We start from the raw sequence: 16,777 nt of genomic DNA, 5'->3' as shown, positions 1-16,777 counted from the left end.
CCGCCGCCGCGGCCACCCAGCCGACGCCACGTCGGACCCGGAAGAGGGCGGCAGCCGCTCCTCTGCTGGCCGCCGAGGCCGACGCCGAGGCCGCGCCCAAGCCGCGCCGGACCCGGAAGGCTGCCGAGGCCGCCGTCGACTCCGCCGAGGGCACCGAGGTCAAGCCCCGCCGCACCCGCAAGGCGACCACAGCCGCCGCCACCGCGGAGATCCCGGCGCAGGCCACCGAGGAGCCGGAGGCCAAGCCGAGGCGACGCACCACCCGCAAGGTCGCCGAGACCGTCGTCGTATCCGCCGAGGCGGCCGACGCGGAGGCGAAGCCGAAGGCCCGCCGCACCCGGAAGGCCACCGCCGCGGCCCCCGAGGCCTGAGCGCGTCCCGACGGCCCGGACCACCCCGTGTGGTCCGGGCCGTCGGCGTTTGCGCAGCGCACGGCTCGTCCCGGTGCCGGGATTCACCCACCGGCTCCCGGTCGGTCACCGCGCTCCGGATACCCTCTGCCTCATGAGCAGGCCTCGTACCTTCGTCCCGCCCGCCGGTGCCCGTGCGTATGCGCTCGCCACCGACCGGGGTGAGTTCGCCGTCGTCGACGCGCCCGTGGCCGCCGGGGTCGGGTCCAGGGGGGTCGCACTGTTGCTGCCCGGATTCACCGGCAGCAAGGAGGACTTCAACCGGCTGCACGAGGCGCTGGGCCGGCGCGGGTACCGGACGGTCGCCGTGGACGGGCGCGGGCAGTTCGAGTCGGACGGGCCGAAGGACGACGAGTCGGCGTACGCGCAGGAGGAGTTGGCGCGGGACGTACTCGCGCAGGCGGCGGCGGTCGGCGCGGGCCGGCCGGTGCATCTGCTGGGGCACTCCCTCGGCGGTCAGATCGCACGAGCGGCCGTGCTCCTCGACCGCACGCCGTTTCGCTCGCTGACTCTGATGGCCTCGGGCCCGGCGCAGATCTCCTCCTCCCAGCAGCAGCGCGTGAAGCTGCTGCGGGACGCGCTCGCCGTGATGTCGATGGCCGAGGTGTGGGACGCCATGCAGGCCCTGGAGGCACCGGAGGAGCTGGCGGAACCGGACGCGCTGGACGACGACCCGGAGGACGGCGAGGATCTGCGGCGCCGCTGGCTGGGCAACAAGCCGGCCCAACTCCTCGCCACCGGACGCCAGTTGTGCACCGAGCCGGACCGCGTCGCGGAACTCGCCGCCGTACCGCTGCCGTTCCACGTCCTGTCGGGCGCCCGGGACGACACCTGGCCGGTACCGCTGCTGGACGACATGGCGCTGCGGCTGCGGGCGCACCGGACGGTCGTCGAGGGGGCGGAGCACTCGCCCAACACCGACCGGCCCGCCGCCACCGCCGAGGCGATCGCCGACTTCTGGGACGGCATCCGGGACCAGGACGAGGGCCAGGGCGAGAACCGGGACTAGTACTGCGTCTGGAGGTGCTCCCAGAAGCCGTCTCGCAGGGCGCGGCGCAGGTCGGCCTGGCCGCGCAGGGAGTACTGGAGCATTCCCTCGGCCTCGACGAGGAGGTCCTGGTCGACGGGGCCCGGCAGGTAGGGGTGGCCGGGCAGCAGCTCGACGAGCGCTTCGCGGCCCCGTGCGGAGAGCCACTTCGCGGCGATCTGGGCGCCGACGAAACGGACGTCCTCGCGGGTGGGTCTGGTGGTGCCGGCCTCGTAGGCGGGAGCGGCGCGCCTGGAGACGTACGGCTTGAAGAACTCGAGGTCGAGGGTGCGCTGGCTGTCGACCTCCCAGAGCAGCGGCTCGGCCTGGTTGCGGCCCTCGGGGGCCTCGATGCCCCACAGGTGCACGCGGGCGCCGTAGCCCTGGGCGGCCTCGACCGCCGATACCAGGTCCTCGTCGCCGCCGAGCAGGGCCGCGTCGCTGATGGCGCGGTGCCGGGCGAGTGACTCCAGGTCCGTGCGGATCAGGGAGTCGACGCCCTTCTGCTGGTTGTTGGCGTTGAGGTTGCCGAGGCGGACCTTGACGTCGGGGAGTTCGGCGATGGTCTGCTGCTCGGCGGTGTGGATGCGGCGGCGGGCGCCGTCGTACCAGTAGACGCGCAGCAGCCGGCTGTCGGCGAAGATCTGGCGCGCCTTGTCGATGAGCGCCTCGATCAGGCCCTCGGCGTCGAGGTCGAAGGCGCGGCGGTCCTCCGTCCCGGCGACGAGCCGGCCCGTGGCCGCGTAGAGGTAGCCCGCGTCGACGAAGATCGCATGGGTCGAGGGCGTCTTGGCCACTTCGGCGAGCATGCGGGTGAGCAGCTCGTTCGTGCGGTCGATACGGGCTTGGAGGGGGGCGAGGTCGTCGTTCATCGCCTCCATTGTCCCGGCGGTCACGCTGCGAACACAACCGGTCCCGGTCAGTCTCCTAGAGACTCGTACCGGTCGGTAATTAGGCGTTCGAAAAATTTCTTTAGCGTAGGGAATGTTTGTAACACGCAAGTCGTTGACTCAGAAGGAACAAGACGACGAAGGGAGAGGCCATGCGCTTCGAAATCATGCGACTCGACGAGGTCGACGGCACCACCGTGGACAGCACTGTCGTGGACGCCGCCTCCGTCAGCAGGATCGTGCAGCAGGCCGCCGCCGTAGGGCAGCGCCTCTGGATCCGACCGGCCGAGACCCAGGCTTCGTAACGAGGCCCTCGTTACGAGGCTTCGCAACGAAGCTTCGTAAGAAGACGACGCGACACGACAGACGAACAGCAGCCGCAGCGACGGCACGCGGAGCACCGCACAGTCTTCAGAACCCCCGTACGGCACCGGCGCCGTGCGGGGGTTCTGCGTTCGGAGCCTGGGCCCGCGCCCCTCTACGCACCCTTGATCACCTGGGTGACACCGTTGATGATCTGCTGCACGGCGATCGCGGAGAGCATCATGCCCGCGAGGCGCGTCACCAGGACCACGCCGCCGTCCTTGATGACCCGGATGATCAGCAGCGAGTAGCGCATCACCAGCCACAGCACGACATGGATGGCGAGGATCGCGGCCCACACGGACACCTGCATGGCCACGCTGTCGGCCTTCTGCACGGCGAGGATGACCGACACGATCGCGCCGGGACCGGCCAGCAGCGGCATGCCCAGCGGCACCAGCGCCACGTTGACGTCCTTGGTCTGCTTCGGCTCGTCGTTCTTGCCGGTGAGCAGGTCCAGGGCGATGAGCAGGAGCAGCAGCCCGCCCGCGATCATCAGCGCGGGCACGGAGACGTGCAGGTAGTCGAGGATCTGGTGGCCGAGGAGCCCGAAGACGGTGATCACCCCGCCCGCCACGCAGACGGCCTGGAAGGCCATCCGCTTCTGCACCTTGCCGGGCCGGCCGGCGGTGAGGGCGAGGAAGATCGGGGTGATCCCCGGGGGATCCATGATGACGAAGAGGGTCAGGAAGAGGGAGCCGAAGACGGCGAGATCGAACATGGCAGTGCTACAGGCCTTGCGGGAGTGAGGGACTTGGACGTGCGGGGCCGGACCTCAGGCCCCGCCGGTCCCCGGCACCGGGAACGCGCCCGTCGCCCGGCGCGTGATCTCGCCGTACACCTCGGGGTCGGTGGTGTACTCGCCCAGCGTCACCGTCTTGCGGCTGCCGTGGTAGTCGGACGACCCCGTGACCAGCAGCCCCAGCTCCCCGGCGAGCCCCCGCAGCCGTGCGCGGGTGTCCTCGTCGTGGTCCATGTGGTCGACCTCGATGCCGTCGAGACCGGCCGCGGCCAGCTCGGCGATCGCCGACTCGGGCACCGTACGCCCGCGCTTGGCGGCTCCGGGGTGCGCGAACACGCACACTCCGCCGGCACCCTTGACCAGCCGGATCGCCTCGAAGGGGTCGGTCTCGTGCTTCTCCATGAAGGCCCGGCCGCCGTCGGCCAGCCACTCCTCGGTGAAGGCGTCGCTCACGGTCGGTACGACACCGAGCTCGACCAGCGCTGAGGCGACATGCGGCCGCCCGACCGAACCGTCCCCGGCGATCCGCTTCACCTGCTCCCAGGTGACCGGCACCCCCAGCGCGTTCAGCTTGGCGATCATGCCCTGGGCGCGCGGCACCCGGTCGTCCCGGACCAGCTCGCGCTCGGCGAGCAGGCCGGGCTCCTCGGGATCGAAGAGGTAGGCCAGCATGTGCATGGAGACACCGTCGACACGGCAGGACAGCTCCGCCCCGGTCACCAGGGTGAGCCCCGCGGGCAGTGCGGCGACGGCCTCGGCGTATCCGCGGGTGGTGTCGTGATCGGTCAGCGCGACGACGTCGAGCCCGGCAGCGGCGGCATTGCGCACCAGCTCGGCCGGGCTGTCCGTACCGTCGGAGGCGGTGGAGTGGCAGTGCAGATCGATGCGCACGACGCGGACTCCAGCGGGACGGTAACGGATGGGAACGCGTCAAGGATAACGGCCGGCAGGGGATGCCCTGTCACACCCGCAACCTGTGAGCGCCCTTTACATGACCTACCCAGGAGCGCGAGGCTTATCGATATGCGGCTCCGCCGCGTGGGCGCGACCAGCCACAACGGCGCCGCAGCCGCCCACGTACGGCACCCCCCTACGGCTCCAGCAAGCGCGGCGACAACGCCCCGCACGGCACCAGATCCAGCTCCGCCCCCGCGTCCCGCAGGTCCGTCAGCACCAGCTCGTCGTACATCAGCAGACCCGTCTGCTCGGGCCACACCACGATCCAGAGCCACAGCCCGCGGGCCTCCCCCGCGAAGACGGCCCTGTCGTCCGGCGCCCCGGAGACATGCCACAGCGGCGCCGGCCGCCCGGCCGCCAGCACCTTCGCCTGGGCCGGCTTCTCCACGTTCATGTACGGTCCCGGATCCGGCCCGTCGATCCCCGCGTACCGCGCGCCGAGCCCGACGCCCAGTTCCTCGGCGACCAGGATCATCTCCCCTATGCCGCCGAGCGGCGCGGGCCCGGAGCAGGCGACGGCGGTCGCGCGCCCCCCGCTGCGGTCGTCACCGGCGCACGCCACACCCGTGAACAGCCAGCCGACCGGCAACGGCCAGGGCATCCACACCGGAACCTGGGTGCGGTGCAGCACCACACCCAGGGCCTCGACGCTGGGCGGGATCACGGGCTGTACCGGATGCACGGTCCCGTGCACATCGCACTGCCAGGTGTCGGCGAAGAGTCCGGGAGCCCTGACCCGGCCACCACACTTCGGGCAACTGGGTTCGCCCCTCATAGAGCCCCACGGTCCTACCCCGGATCCCCCACGTCAAGGACGATCACCCGTCCAGCGCACGCGACCTCGCGGATGAACGGCCGTCCGTGGGAGGCCGCAGAAACGGCCCCGGCGCGGCACGGCGCGGACACCGGAGCCGGGGCAGCGGCACGGTCTTTGCCAACTGACGTTCCCCGAGCGGCGCTTGGTGAGCTTGCTCACCCCGCCCGGTCAGTCCAGCGGGACGGATGTGCGGTGCGGGTCCCGGAGGTCCGTCCCGTTCGCGAGCCAGCGCTCCTGGAGCGCCCCGGCGCCGTGCACCCGCTTCCAGGCGGCCTCGTTCGGCGTCATCGGCAGCAGCGGCAGGAACCGTACGGGATCGAGAGGCTCGTCCAGCTCCAGATCCTCGACGAGACCGCCCGGCTCGCCGACCAGGACCGAGGTGAAGGGCGCGCCCGGCCACAGCGGGTCGCCGACGTCCAGCGATGCGCCCGGCGCCACGACCAGCCCCTCCACCTGCGGGGACGCGGCGAGTACGGCGAGCGCGCGGAGCACCTTGTCGGTCTCGGCGAGCCCGGCCCGGACCGACAGGACCAGTTCGGCACGCGGCCCCTGCACGGGGTCCGCGACCATCGCGGTGGGGTCGGCCATGGGGTGCGCGGACATGCCGAGCGTGGCGTAGCGGACGACGTTCTCGCCCTGGAGGTCCTCGTGGAAACGGAGCACCTCGATGCGGTCCGTACCGAGGAAGGTGACCGCCGCGCGCGCGTCCGGTGCACCCAGCGTGGTGGTCAACCGGGCCTCGACCAGAGGAAGAACTTCAACCATGTCGTGAGCATAGAACTCGTCAGTACCGGGCAAAGCGGCGCCTTGACACTGAGGGCTACTGCTACTCTGGCCGCGGCGGTTCGGGGCAGCACGCAGTGCGTCGCGGTCAGACCCCGACGCCGACAGGACTCCCTTACGAGGGACCGGCTGGAGGAGGTGGGGCTGTCATGGATCGAAGTCACCCGTGCAGTACCACTCGCTCTTCCTGCCTCTGATTTCTTCTCTGGCTGGCTGCCGCCTTCTTGTGCGCGTTGTCGTTCGGAAGAGCACTTCGTTTCGCTTGCCTGATCCCTTTGACCGGTCCGCTCCGGATCTGTCTGGATCCGTTCGTCTGATCTGAATCAGTAGCGAAGTCGCCACCGCAACGGTGCGGTGCTCCCCGCTTTGTGGACGTGCCAAACATCCGCAGTCAGGACGTCCCCATTCCGGGTAGTTCCACCCGTTCGCCCGCGGTCTTCCGCTGCCTGTCGCGAAGGAGCCTGCCCATGTCGATGATCCGCGACCTCCGTGCCGTGGTCCGCCCCTCCCGCCCCTCGCTGCGCAAGAGTCTGCGTCCGGACAACGGCGCGTACGACACCACCCGCGACCCCGGTACGCCGTCGGCCGTCGTCGACTGCGCCGTCTACCGCGACGGCGCCCGGATCGAGACGGGCAAGCCGCTGACCCCGCACGAGGCGATGCGGCTGGTGCGCCGGGACGGCGGGTTCGTGTGGATCGGCCTGCACGAGCCGACCGAGGCCGAATTCGCCGGTATCGCCGGCGAGTTCGGGCTCCACCCGCTGGCCGTGGAGGACGCGGTCCAGGCCCACCAGCGCCCGAAGCTCGAACGCTACGACGACTCCCTCTTCACCGTCTTCAAGACCATCCACTACGTCGAGCACGACCAGCTCACCGCCAACAGCGAGGTCGTGGAGACCGGTGAGGTCATGTGCTTCACCGGGCGGGACTTCTTCATCACCGTCCGGCACGGCGGGCAGGGCTCGCTGCGGGCGCTGCGGCACCGGCTCCAGGACGACCCCGAGCTGCTCGCCAAGGGCCCCTCGGCCGTGCTGCACGCCATCGCCGACCACGTCGTGGACGGTTACGTCGCCGTCGCCGACGCGGTGCAGGACGACATCGACGAGGTGGAGACCGAGGTCTTCACGCCGGGCCGCAAGGGCGGGGTCTCGCGAGGTGTCGACTCGGCGCGGATCTACCAACTCAAGCGTGAGGTGCTGGAGTTCAAGCGCGCCGTCTCCCCTCTCCTGCGCCCCATGCAGCTGCTGAGCGAGCGCCCCATGCGGTTGGTCGACCCCGACATCCAGAAGTACTTCCGGGACGTCGCCGACCACCTCGCCCGCGTCCAGGAGCAGGTCGTCGGCTTCGACGAACTCCTCAACTCGATCCTCCAGGCCAACCTCGCGCAGGCGTCCGTCGCGCAGAACGAGGACATGCGGAAGATCACAGCATGGGCCGCGATCATCGCCGTACCGACGATGGTGTGCGGTGTGTACGGCATGAACTTCAAGTACATGCCGGAGCTGCACTGGAAGTACGGCTACCCGGTGATCATGGGCATCACGGTCTGCATCTGCCTCGGCATCCACCGCACGCTGAAGCGCAACGGCTGGCTCTAGGGTGGGTGCCATGACAAGCGAGCTGCTCGACCAGGCCCTCGTCGAGGAGGCCACGAAGAAGTCCGGCCTCATCTGGGTGCGGGGCGCGGGGGCGGCGGCCGCGCGTGCGGTGTGGCACGCGTGGGCCGACGGCGGCGTGTGCCTGGTCGGCGACGGCGCCGAGCAGCCGTTGGGCGAGCTGGCCGACGGGGGGTCGGCGGAGGTCACCGTCCGCAGCAAGGACAAGGGCGGCCGGCTGGTCACCTGGACGGCGACGGTCACGGAACTGCCCGCCGGCACCCCGGAGTGGGACGCGGCGGTGGCGGAACTGAAGGGCAAGCGCCTCAACGCCCCCGACGGCGAGGCGATGACCGCCCGCTGGGCAAGGGAGTCCAGAGTGCTCCGCCTGACCCCGACGGGAGCGGTACGGCCCCTCCCGGAGGGAAACCTGGCAGAAGCGCCGCTCCCGTCCCCGGCAACGACCCGCCACCCGATTCCGGCCGGCCTGCCACGCCTCCTTACCCGCCGCCGAAAACCCAAGCAGCAGTAACCGAGCCAAAGCCAACTTCGGCACCACCGACCCCGACCGCCGTGGTGAATCACCGTTGCGGCGGAATCCGGGGAGCCACCGCCCGATGTCCCGAACGGCCGGTTCCACAAGCCCACGAACTCTCCGGAGGACCGGCGGATCCGTGGGAACGGCAGAGCCGCGAGACCGGCGGATCTGTGGGTACGGCAGGTCTGTGGGAACAGCAGATCCGCGAGACCAGTAGAGCCGCGAGACCAGCAGAGCCGCGAGACCAGCAGATCCGCGAGACCAGCAGATCCGCGAGACCAGCAGGCCCGTGAAACCGGCAGGCCCGCGAGACCAGCAGAGCCGCGAGACCAGCAGGCCCGTGAGACCAGCAGAGCCGCGAGACCAGCAGGCCCGTGAAACCGGCAGGCCCGCGAGACCAGCAGATCCGCGAGACCGGCAGGCCCGCGAGACCAGCAGATCCGCGAGACCGGCAGGCCCGTGAAACCGGCAGGCCCGCGAGACCGGTGGTTCTATCGGACCGGCGGGCTTACGGAGTCGGCAGGCCTATCGGGTCGGTGGAACTGTGGGGCCGGTGGTTTCGCAGGGCGCCCGCCGGTCCTCTCGACCCACCGGTCCTCTGGATCCGTCGGTCCTCTGGATCCGCCGCAACGGTGCTCAGCCCCCGCGGCGGTGGTCGGCGGTGCCGAGCCGCCGGAGATGTTGCGGCCGCGCGCCGCCGCCTCCTACGACGTCGGCAGCTGCTTGCCGTAGTCCACCGTCTCGTTCTTCTCCGGTTCGACCACGCTGAAGTCCTTGCCCCAGTCGGAGAAGGTGAGGGTGCCGGCGCCGCCGGCGCGTTCCAGGCGGAGGGGGTAGGGCCTGCCCTCCAGGGAGACGTCGAGGGTGCCGCCGGAGCCGTCGTCGCCGGCGATGCGGATGGTGCGGGTACCCGACTGCTCGTGGTGACCGTCCGTCGAGAGCGAGCCGTGCAGGGTCAGAAGGCCCGAGAGGAGAACGTCCTTGTCCGTGAAGCCGCTGAACTTCTTGTACGCGGGGTCCGTCCGCGGCACCTTGACGTACTTGCCGTCGAGCTTGGTCGCGGCGGTCGTGTCGCTGCCGTCGGCGTGGTTCCAGAACCCCGCGTCGGCCTGGAGATACAGCGTGTCGCCGACCCGGACGAGCTGGAAGGTCGAGCCCTTCGACGTGACCGACCCGGTCCCGCCGTCCTTGTTCAGGCGCATGTCCAGCTGGTACGTACGCCCGCTCGTGACCACGGTCCCCGACATCCGTACCGTCGCCGCCGCCGAGGCGGCCGCCCGCGTCTTCGACTGGATCACGTCCGGCGCCAGCTTCCCCACCCCGTTCGTGCCCGCGTCCGGATCCCCGCTGCACGCGGTGAGGACGGCCACCGCGCACACGGCGGTGACCAGTGCGACGCGGCGAGTACGGCCCGGAGCGATCAGGGTCACGGACAGAGCCACCTTTCTGAGGGGTCCGGCACGGCGTACCGCAGCGTACCGGTGCCCCACCCGCCCGGCGGAGCCAGTCCGTCCGGACCGCCCACCAGGGCGTATCCGATCGGTACGGGCTAGCCTGAAGCCCACCGAGCGGGCAAAAGGGACTCAAAGCAAACCAGGCAGCACTTCGGTAGGTAAGGAAGCAACCCCATGGCAGCCGGCGCTCCCCGCATCTTCGTGTCGCACCTCGCCGGTGTCCCCGTCTTCGATCCCAACGGCGACCAGGTGGGCCGCGTCCGGGACCTCGTCGTCATGCTGCGCGTCGGCCGCAAGCCCCCGCGGGTGCTCGGCCTGGTCGTCGAACTGTCCACCCGGCGCCGTATCTTCCTGCCCATGACCCGGGTGACCGGCATCGAGTCCGGCCAGGTCATCACCACCGGCGTGGTCAACGTCCGCCGCTTCGAGCAGCGCCCCACCGAGCGCCTGGTCTTCGGCGAACTCCTCGACCGCCGGGTCCAGCTGGTCGAGACCGGCGAGGAGGTCACCGTCCTCGACCTGGCCGTGCAGCAGCTCCCGGCCCGCCGGGACTGGGAGATCGACCGGATCTTCGTCCGCAAGGGCCGCACGGGCACCTTCCGGCGGACCAGGGGCGAGACGCTCACCGTCGAGTGGTCGCAGGTCACCGGGTTCTCCCTGGAGGAGCACGGCCAGGGCGCCGAGAGCCTGCTCGCCACCTTCGAGCAGCTGCGCCCCGCCGACCTCGCCAACGTGCTGCACCACCTCTCCGCCAAGCGCCGCGCCGAGGTGGCCGCGGCCCTCGACGACGACCGCCTGGCCGACGTCCTGGAAGAACTCCCCGAGGACGACCAGATCGAGATCCTCGGCAAGCTGAAGGAGGAGCGGGCGGCGGACGTCCTGGAGGCCATGGACCCGGACGACGCGGCCGACCTGCTCGCCGAACTCCCCGAACAGGACAAGGAACGGCTGCTGAGCCTGATGGAGCCGGCGGACGCGGCCGAGATGCGGCGCCTGATGTCGTACGAGGAGCACACGGCGGGCGGTCTGATGACCACCGAGCCGATCGTCCTGCGCCCCGACGCGACCGTCGCCGACGCCCTCGCCCGGGTCCGCAACGCCGACCTCTCCCCGGCCCTCGCCGCCCAGGTCTACGTCTGCCGGCCGCCCGACGAGACCCCGACCGGCAAGTACCTGGGCACCGTGCACTTCCAGCGGCTGCTGCGCGATCCCCCGTACACCCTGGTCAGTTCGCTGGTCATCGACGACGACCTGCAACCCCTCGACCCCGACGCCACGCTCCCGGTCATCGCCGGGTTCTTCGCCACGTACGACATGGTCGCGGCGCCCGTGGTGAACGAGGCGGGGTCGCTCCTCGGCGCGGTGACCGTGGACGACGTCCTCGACCACATGCTGCCGGAGGACTGGCGGGAGACCGAGTTCCACCTGGACGAGGAGGAGCCCGCGGAGGAGAAGACGGACGAGAAGGGGGCGGGGATCCATGGCGGCTGAGCGTGAGGGCACCCGTGAGCGGACGCCGTCCGGCGCCACCGCCGCCGGCCGGCCGCGCGGGCCCCGTCTGGACCAGCCGCGCCCGCCGCGGCGCAGGCTGCTGCCCGAGTGGGACCCGGAGGCCTTCGGACGGCTCTCCGAGCGCATCGCCCGCTTCCTGGGCACCGGGCGGTTCATCGTCTGGATGACGTTCGTGATCATCCTCTGGGTGATCTGGAACATCGCGGTTCCCGGCAAGCTGCGCTTCGACGAGTACCCGTTCATCTTCCTGACCCTGGCCCTGTCCCTGCAGGCCTCCTACGCGGCCCCGCTGATCCTGCTCGCGCAGAACAGGCAGGACGACCGCGACCGGGTCAACCTCGAACAGGACCGCAAGCAGAACGAGCGGTCCATCGCCGACACCGAGTACCTGACCCGGGAGATCGCCGCGCTGCGCATGGGCCTGGGCGAGGTGGCGACCCGGGACTGGATCCGCTCCGAGCTCCAGGACCTGCTCAGGGAGATGACGGACGAGCGACGGGACGGGCAGGTCGTATTCCCGGCAGAACGGTCGGCGCGGCGTGACGTAGACGACCGCTGAGGGGCGTTATAGGGGGCCTGTGCCGCGCCGTACCATCGTCAGTATGGCTAGCGAAGACGCGGTGCGCGAAGCACTGGCGACGGTGAACGACCCCGAGATCAACCGACCCATCACCGAACTGGGGATGGTCAAATCGGTGGCGATCGGGGAGGACGGCGCGGTCGCGGTCACCGTGTACCTGACGGTCTCCGGCTGCCCCATGCGGGACACGATCACCCAGCGTGTCACCGAGGCGGTCTCCCGGGTCGAGGGCGTCACCCGGGTCGACGTCACGCTGGACGTGATGAGCGACGAGCAGCGCAAGGAGCTGGCCACCGCCCTGCGCGGCGGCCAGTCCGAGCGCGAGATCCCCTTCGCCAAACCGGGCAGCCTCACCCGCGTCTACGCGGTCGCCTCCGGCAAGGGCGGCGTCGGCAAGTCCTCGGTCACGGTGAACCTCGCCGCCGCGATGGCCGCCGACGGCCTCAAGGTGGGCGTCGTCGACGCGGACATCTACGGCCACTCCGTCCCGCGCATGCTCGGCGCGGACGGCCGCCCGACCCAGGTCGAGAACATGATCATGCCGCCGTCGGCGAACGGCGTGAAGGTCATCTCCATCGGCATGTTCACCCCGGGCAACGCCCCGGTGGTCTGGCGCGGCCCGATGCTGCACCGCGCCCTCCAGCAGTTCCTCGCGGACGTCTACTGGGGCGACCTGGACGTCCTCCTCCTCGACCTCCCGCCCGGCACCGGTGACATCGCCATCTCGGTCGCCCAGCTGGTCCCGAACGCCGAGATCCTCGTCGTCACGACGCCCCAGCAGGCGGCGGCGGAGGTCGCGGAGCGGGCCGGCTCCATCGCGGTCCAGACCCACCAGAAGATCGTCGGCGTGGTGGAGAACATGTCGGGGCTGCCCTGCCCGCACTGCGGCGAGATGGTCGACGTCTTCGGCACGGGCGGCGGCCAGACGGTCGCGGACGGCCTCACCCGCACGACGGGCGCGACGGTCCCCGTCCTCGGTTCCATCCCCATCGACGTCCGCCTCCGCGAGGGCGGCGACGAGGGCAAGCCGGTCGTCCTGACCGACCCGGACAGCGCGGCGGGCGCGGCACTGCGGGGCATCGCGGGGAAGCTGGGAGGCCGCCAGCGGGGCCTGTCGGGCCTTTCGCTGGGGATCACCCCGAAGAACAAGTTCTAGAGCCGCTACGACGAAGGGGGCGCTGTCCGTCACGGCAGCGCCCCCTTCGTGCTACTCCGCCGCCCGTCCCGGGCAGAGGTCGAGCGGGGTGCAGAGCTGGATCACCTCATAGCGGCCACCTTCAGCGGCCTCGGTATGCGGCAGGAACCGCCACTGCGAGGCCTTGGTGTGCCGAGTGCCGTCCGCCTTCTCCACATGGGCGTGGAGGGTGCGGGTTCGGGGGTCGTTGGTCTCCACCAGTACCTCGTCGGCGGCGATCGGGAAATGATCGTGCAGCAGGCACAGACCGAACCGGTTCAGATTGCCGTGCTTGGCCAGTACCGCGGCCAGATCCCGCACGAACTCGGCGTCCTGAGGGCCTAGCGCCTCGGCCTCCTCGAAACCGGGAAGCGAAATTCTCGGCGCGGAAACGTTTATGCCAGCCATAACCCCTCCGTCGAATAGCTGACGGTGATCGGATTCCATTATCAGTCACTGACTGCTTTCCTGCAATTCGGGAGACTGGGACGAAGGGGTGGGGTTGCCCCTGCTCCGCAGTGCGCCTGGGTGTGACACGTGGAACATGTGTCTAAATTCTCCGGGCAGGAGGTGCTGGAGTGATGCGAAAGATCAGGTGGTGGTGGCTCCTGCCACTGGTGGCAGCGATGGCATGGTGGGGGTGCTCCCCAGCGGAGGCACGGGAGAGATCCCACAAAGGCTGCTTGACGGATCAACTTGGCTCCAGCACCGTGCAGGCCGAGCTCCAGTTCTTCCAGCACCGCCAGACCTACATCAAGGTGTATTCCGCCATGACGGTCAAAGCGCCCAGGAAATGGGACCTCGCCAGAGACCTCACATTCAGCGAGAAATCCGAGGAATATCGCAGGGCGATGCGCTGCCTACTGCTCGGTCCGAAGGGCAGCAGCGGCAGCAGCGAAGTGCGCCCCCACGATCCGAAGGTAGTCGCCAAGGGCAACTGGGTCACGGTCAAGTACGACGCGTTCCTCTGGATCCAGAATTACGGAACCATTCGGATCGGCCCCTGGACGGTTTCCGGTGACGCGCAGAAGAACTGGAAGGTTGCGCTCGAGCCGCAGAGCCTCGACCAGGTCCGCTGGGACGTCACAGCAAGGCTGGACGGACTGAATTTCGACGATCACTCCAACCCGGGGGCGTCGTACGCCGACGCCAACAAACTGACGTGGAACCACGAGATGCCCAAGCACGTCGCGTTCGACGTCGATCTCCCGTGGCAGCATTCCCTGGCACTGTCCTTCGGCCAGTCATGGAACACAGTGGGCGTTGCGGCATGGTGGATGTGCGCCTCGTGCGTGATCGTGCTGGCCGCGCTCCGTGCTCAGCGCCTGCATCCGTCCACTGGTACGGCCGCACAATCAGGACAGCGCGCCGGCGACACCCGCGGCGAAAGCCCCGTAGGGACGATGCTGCAGTGGGGCCTGCTCAGCACGGCGGTCGCCCTGACCCTTCTTCTGATCATTCCGAAGGATTCCATTCCGCTGTACTGGCGCAGCTTCCTCTGCATTCCCACCGGACTGGCCCTGCTCCTCGTCGCCCGCCCTTGGCGTGGCGGACTGTCGCCCGCCGCGCCCGACACCGAGGCTGACGGGGTCGCCCATACCGAGGCAGTCCAGCGTCGCCGGGCTCGCATCGTCATCGCGACCGCCTCCGGAGTGGCGGCTGCCGGCCTGTTGGTGGTCGTGGCCCCCGCGCTCTTCGGCCTGCCGGACAACCTGGTATCCAGTAAGGCTCCGACGGTCTCCGGTCTCATCGGGCTCATGCTGATGGGGCTGGCGACCGTGTGGCTCTGGCTCGCCGCAATGGTCGCCTGGGCATGGCGCTTCGCGCGAGAAGGAGGCCTGGTCCCCATCTCTTGGACGCACAAGTGGGACACCTCCATCGGCCGCTGCACCGCCGTGGCCGGAACCCTGCTCGCGGTGGCTGCCGGGGCCTTGCTCGCCAGCGCCTGGGCGGCGGCCGAACGTCAGTGGACTCGCTCGAACTGGCTCACCTTCAGCAATGATTCCTTCACTGCCGCGCCGTCCTTCAACAAGTTCATGGCGAATTTCTCCTTCAGTGACCTGCTTTGGACTTTCTCATACAGCTGGATTTTGACGGCCATCGCCCTCGCCGCACTCCTGTACTTTCGCGTCCGGGCTCAGCGGATCGAGCCCGAAGGCAGAAAAGAGGAACTCTCCTTTCGTCCGGGCACGCCCGACCTCCTGCTGATCGCAGCGCTGTTCGCCTTTCTCGTGGGCCTGCAGGGCAGAAAATTCGCAAATCAAGCCTCGTTGTACGGGCTCTGGATCCCGCTGAATATTTTCTCGCTGTACGCGATCGTCACCCTGGGACGACGACGGTCAGTACTGGGGCGGCTGGGAGATTGCTTCTACGAAAAACTGCTGGGCAGCAAGAAGCGTCGCCGTGAGTTGCTGGTCAAAGCCCGGCTTTATCGCAGCCTGAACCACGAACTCTACTTGCTGGACCAGGGCCGCGGCGGCAGCGTCACACGCCAGGAATTGGCGGACGAACTACATGGACTGCATCAGTGGCTGATTGCCGAGTGCCACGGGGAACGCCCACCCGAGCATCTTTCCGTGCTGGACGTCGCCCTGGCTTGGGGACCACAGGGGCACTGGTGGTCCAACGCCATGCGCGCCACCCGCCTGGCATTCTGCTTCGGAGCCCCGGCCAGCACGGCCCTTGTTTTTCTCGATCTGAGAGACACCTATCACTGGCTGGAACTTCGCTATGGACCTACCGGTATTCCGGATACCGTAGCCAGTTTCTTCACCTACCAGATGGCATGGGCCGGTGCGGGATTCGTCCTGGGCGCGCTGTGGCGTCTGCTGCCGGGACATCGCAGTCCCGCCCGGGCGTGGAGCCTGACCATCGCCTATGCCCTGCCCATCTGCATCGCGGTGTTGATCATCAAGCTCACCGACGCGGGCTTCGGTCAGGTGTTCCTCTACTCCCTGCTCATGCTCAGTGTCCTGACGCTCACCAGCATCTGGATGGATCTGGCGACCTTCAGGCGCGAGCAGGAACTCTGGCCGAGCCGTTTCGCCCTGCTGCTGTCGATCTACCAGGTGCGCGGCTTCTCCACACAGCTCGCCTGGCTGGTCACCCAGCTGGCCGCAGCCGCAGGTATCTGGCACCAACTCGCCCGCGGCTGAGGCATCCCGCGGCCGGCCCCGGGCGTCGCTCGCCGGGGCCCGCTTCCCTCAGGCGTACGCGGCAATGTCCTTGATCACGGCGAACCCCAGCCCGTACGCCGACATCCCCCGGCCGTACGCCCCGAGGTGCACCCCCTCCCCGGTCGACCCCGCAAGCACCCACCCGAACTCCGACTCCCGGTAGTGGAACGGCGTCGCCACCCCGTCCACCGGCAGCGACAGCGTCGACCACTCCGGTCCGGTCAGCTCGTCGGCCAGCTCCCACGCCGTCTCGGTCTGCTGCTCCAGCCAGTCGTCCCGCAGGCTGTGGTCCATCTGCCCCGGCCAGGTGAAGGACAGCAGCCCGACCCCGGCCAGCCACGCGGCGGACGACACCGACGTGGCCTCCAGCAGCCCCGTGCCGTCGGCGCTCCGCCGGGACGGGCTCGCCGCGACGGTCACGACCACCGCGAACTTCTCCCGCGGCTCACCGACGGCCGAGGCGAGATGCTCGTTGCGCACCGACGGCTCGTCGCCGTGCCCGATCGACCCGTGCTCCACCGCACCGTCGGCCGCCGTACCCACCTGCATCAGCCAGCGCGGCCCCGTGAAGGCCTCGTCGAGGCCGTACCAGGGGAAAGGCGCCTCCAGGTAGCCGTCGACCGTGCGGCGGGCGGCAGGGAGCTGCTGCTCGCCCTCCGCGACCGGCGCCTGTCCGTCCACCCGACTTGTCGTCTCCATCTGCCGGACGCCTCCTAGCTCTCGTCGGTCCGGGGCGGCCCGCCCCCCTTCGGGCGCACT

Annotated in this window: 16 protein-coding genes and 1 pseudogene; 9 read left to right on the top strand and 8 right to left on the bottom strand. The window is 69.7% G+C overall.

What is annotated here, in order from left to right; genetic code table 11:
- Positions 1–371 (top strand): annotated as a pseudogene (locus tag ACWGKQ_RS34160) (DEAD/DEAH box helicase); the annotation flags it as partial.
- Positions 372–504: 133 nt separating this feature from the next.
- A complete protein-coding gene (locus ACWGKQ_RS34155; protein WP_453295892.1) occupies positions 505–1,419 on the top strand; it encodes an alpha/beta fold hydrolase in 915 nt (304 codons plus the stop codon).
- Here ACWGKQ_RS34155 and ACWGKQ_RS34150 read toward each other — a convergent pair.
- The gene (locus ACWGKQ_RS34150) at positions 1,416–2,309 is read right to left on the bottom strand and encodes an NYN domain-containing protein (RefSeq protein ID WP_453295891.1); all 894 of its coding nucleotides are present in this window, start codon (positions 2,307–2,309) and stop codon (positions 1,416–1,418) included. The genes ACWGKQ_RS34155 and ACWGKQ_RS34150 overlap by 4 nt on opposite strands.
- A gap of 170 nt (positions 2,310–2,479) precedes the next feature.
- On the opposite strand from ACWGKQ_RS34150, the gene ACWGKQ_RS34145 reads away from it, so the two are divergent.
- Complete coding sequence (locus ACWGKQ_RS34145) at positions 2,480–2,632, top strand: hypothetical protein (RefSeq protein ID WP_089098921.1); 153 nt, start codon at positions 2,480–2,482, stop codon at positions 2,630–2,632.
- Positions 2,633–2,805: 173 nt separating this feature from the next.
- On the opposite strand, the gene ACWGKQ_RS34140 is transcribed toward ACWGKQ_RS34145, so the two are convergent.
- From ACWGKQ_RS34140 to ACWGKQ_RS34125, 4 genes are all read right to left on the bottom strand, one after another.
- The gene (locus ACWGKQ_RS34140; RefSeq protein WP_450473660.1) at positions 2,806–3,411 is read right to left on the bottom strand and encodes a MarC family protein; all 606 of its coding nucleotides are present in this window, start codon (positions 3,409–3,411) and stop codon (positions 2,806–2,808) included.
- Positions 3,412–3,465: 54 nt separating this feature from the next.
- Entirely contained in the window at positions 3,466–4,323 is an 858-nt protein-coding gene (locus tag ACWGKQ_RS34135; protein WP_453295890.1) for a PHP domain-containing protein, read from the bottom strand.
- A 199-nt stretch (positions 4,324–4,522) separates the two neighbouring features.
- Positions 4,523–5,164: a DUF6758 family protein gene (locus tag ACWGKQ_RS34130; protein WP_453295889.1), complete on the bottom strand. Its 642-nt coding sequence runs from the start codon at positions 5,162–5,164 to the stop codon at positions 4,523–4,525.
- A 210-nt stretch (positions 5,165–5,374) separates the two neighbouring features.
- Positions 5,375–5,971: a suppressor of fused domain protein gene (locus tag ACWGKQ_RS34125; protein ID WP_453295888.1), complete on the bottom strand. Its 597-nt coding sequence runs from the start codon at positions 5,969–5,971 to the stop codon at positions 5,375–5,377.
- A 485-nt stretch (positions 5,972–6,456) separates the two neighbouring features.
- On the opposite strand from ACWGKQ_RS34125, the gene ACWGKQ_RS34120 reads away from it, so the two are divergent.
- Both ACWGKQ_RS34120 and ACWGKQ_RS34115 read left to right on the top strand, forming a co-directional pair.
- Positions 6,457–7,587, top strand: coding sequence for a magnesium and cobalt transport protein CorA (locus ACWGKQ_RS34120; RefSeq protein WP_384032588.1), 1,131 nt, complete (start codon positions 6,457–6,459; stop codon positions 7,585–7,587).
- Between the two features lie 10 nt (positions 7,588–7,597).
- Positions 7,598–8,116, top strand: a complete 519-nt coding sequence (locus ACWGKQ_RS34115; RefSeq protein ID WP_453295887.1) for a hypothetical protein — start codon at positions 7,598–7,600, stop codon at positions 8,114–8,116.
- A 710-nt stretch (positions 8,117–8,826) separates the two neighbouring features.
- Here the strand turns inward: ACWGKQ_RS34115 and ACWGKQ_RS34110 are convergent.
- Positions 8,827–9,552 carry a hypothetical protein gene (locus ACWGKQ_RS34110; RefSeq protein ID WP_453295886.1) on the bottom strand — a complete coding sequence of 242 codons (726 nt, stop codon included), beginning with the start codon at positions 9,550–9,552 and terminating at the stop codon, positions 8,827–8,829.
- Between the two features lie 198 nt (positions 9,553–9,750).
- Here ACWGKQ_RS34110 and ACWGKQ_RS34105 point away from each other — a divergent pair, with 198 nt between their 5' ends.
- From ACWGKQ_RS34105 to ACWGKQ_RS34095, 3 genes are read left to right on the top strand one after another with little or no spacing between them, the layout of a single operon-like run.
- A complete protein-coding gene (locus ACWGKQ_RS34105) occupies positions 9,751–11,067 on the top strand; it encodes a magnesium transporter MgtE N-terminal domain-containing protein (RefSeq protein WP_453295885.1) in 1,317 nt (438 codons plus the stop codon).
- Positions 11,057–11,647 carry a DUF1003 domain-containing protein gene (locus ACWGKQ_RS34100; RefSeq protein ID WP_453295884.1) on the top strand — a complete coding sequence of 197 codons (591 nt, stop codon included), beginning with the start codon at positions 11,057–11,059 and terminating at the stop codon, positions 11,645–11,647. Before ACWGKQ_RS34105 ends, ACWGKQ_RS34100 begins: the two co-directional genes overlap by 11 nt.
- Positions 11,648–11,690: 43 nt before the next feature.
- The gene (locus ACWGKQ_RS34095) at positions 11,691–12,824 is read left to right on the top strand and encodes an Mrp/NBP35 family ATP-binding protein (protein ID WP_453295883.1); all 1,134 of its coding nucleotides are present in this window, start codon (positions 11,691–11,693) and stop codon (positions 12,822–12,824) included.
- 51 nt (positions 12,825–12,875) lie between these two features.
- Here the strand turns inward: ACWGKQ_RS34095 and ACWGKQ_RS34090 are convergent, their stop codons facing one another.
- A complete protein-coding gene (locus ACWGKQ_RS34090) occupies positions 12,876–13,250 on the bottom strand; it encodes a hypothetical protein (protein WP_453295882.1) in 375 nt (124 codons plus the stop codon).
- Positions 13,251–13,525: 275 nt separating this feature from the next.
- Between ACWGKQ_RS34090 and ACWGKQ_RS34085 the strand changes: the two genes are divergently transcribed.
- The gene (locus ACWGKQ_RS34085) at positions 13,526–15,997 is read left to right on the top strand and encodes a DUF6185 family protein (RefSeq protein ID WP_453295881.1); all 2,472 of its coding nucleotides are present in this window, start codon (positions 13,526–13,528) and stop codon (positions 15,995–15,997) included.
- Between the two features lie 48 nt (positions 15,998–16,045).
- On the opposite strand, the gene ACWGKQ_RS34080 is transcribed toward ACWGKQ_RS34085, so the two are convergent.
- Positions 16,046–16,717, bottom strand: coding sequence for a hypothetical protein (locus ACWGKQ_RS34080; RefSeq protein ID WP_453295880.1), 672 nt, complete (start codon positions 16,715–16,717; stop codon positions 16,046–16,048).
- Positions 16,718–16,777: the final 60 nt, after the last annotated feature.

This window comes from Streptomyces sp. NPDC054770 (genome assembly GCF_053611985.1).
This window is presented reverse-complemented; position numbering and strand designations above follow the sequence as displayed.

What these genes read in the sequence shown, in the direction of transcription:
- ACWGKQ_RS34155 (WP_453295892.1), top strand. Translation starts at nt 505, where the DNA reads ATGAGCAGGCCTCGTACCTTCGTCCCGCCCGCCGGTGCCCGTGCGTAT.
- ACWGKQ_RS34150 (WP_453295891.1), bottom strand. Translation starts at nt 2,309, where the DNA reads ATGAACGACGACCTCGCCCCCCTCCAAGCCCGTATCGACCGCACGAAC.
- ACWGKQ_RS34145 (WP_089098921.1), top strand. Translation starts at nt 2,480, where the DNA reads ATGCGCTTCGAAATCATGCGACTCGACGAGGTCGACGGCACCACCGTG.
- ACWGKQ_RS34140 (WP_450473660.1), bottom strand. Translation starts at nt 3,411, where the DNA reads ATGTTCGATCTCGCCGTCTTCGGCTCCCTCTTCCTGACCCTCTTCGTC.
- ACWGKQ_RS34130 (WP_453295889.1), bottom strand. Translation starts at nt 5,164, where the DNA reads ATGAGGGGCGAACCCAGTTGCCCGAAGTGTGGTGGCCGGGTCAGGGCT.
- ACWGKQ_RS34125 (WP_453295888.1), bottom strand. Translation starts at nt 5,971, where the DNA reads ATGGTTGAAGTTCTTCCTCTGGTCGAGGCCCGGTTGACCACCACGCTG.
- ACWGKQ_RS34120 (WP_384032588.1), top strand. Translation starts at nt 6,457, where the DNA reads ATGTCGATGATCCGCGACCTCCGTGCCGTGGTCCGCCCCTCCCGCCCC.
- ACWGKQ_RS34115 (WP_453295887.1), top strand. Translation starts at nt 7,598, where the DNA reads ATGACAAGCGAGCTGCTCGACCAGGCCCTCGTCGAGGAGGCCACGAAG.
- ACWGKQ_RS34105 (WP_453295885.1), top strand. Translation starts at nt 9,751, where the DNA reads ATGGCAGCCGGCGCTCCCCGCATCTTCGTGTCGCACCTCGCCGGTGTC.
- ACWGKQ_RS34100 (WP_453295884.1), top strand. Translation starts at nt 11,057, where the DNA reads ATGGCGGCTGAGCGTGAGGGCACCCGTGAGCGGACGCCGTCCGGCGCC.
- ACWGKQ_RS34095 (WP_453295883.1), top strand. Translation starts at nt 11,691, where the DNA reads ATGGCTAGCGAAGACGCGGTGCGCGAAGCACTGGCGACGGTGAACGAC.
- ACWGKQ_RS34090 (WP_453295882.1), bottom strand. Translation starts at nt 13,250, where the DNA reads ATGGCTGGCATAAACGTTTCCGCGCCGAGAATTTCGCTTCCCGGTTTC.
- ACWGKQ_RS34080 (WP_453295880.1), bottom strand. Translation starts at nt 16,717, where the DNA reads ATGGAGACGACAAGTCGGGTGGACGGACAGGCGCCGGTCGCGGAGGGC.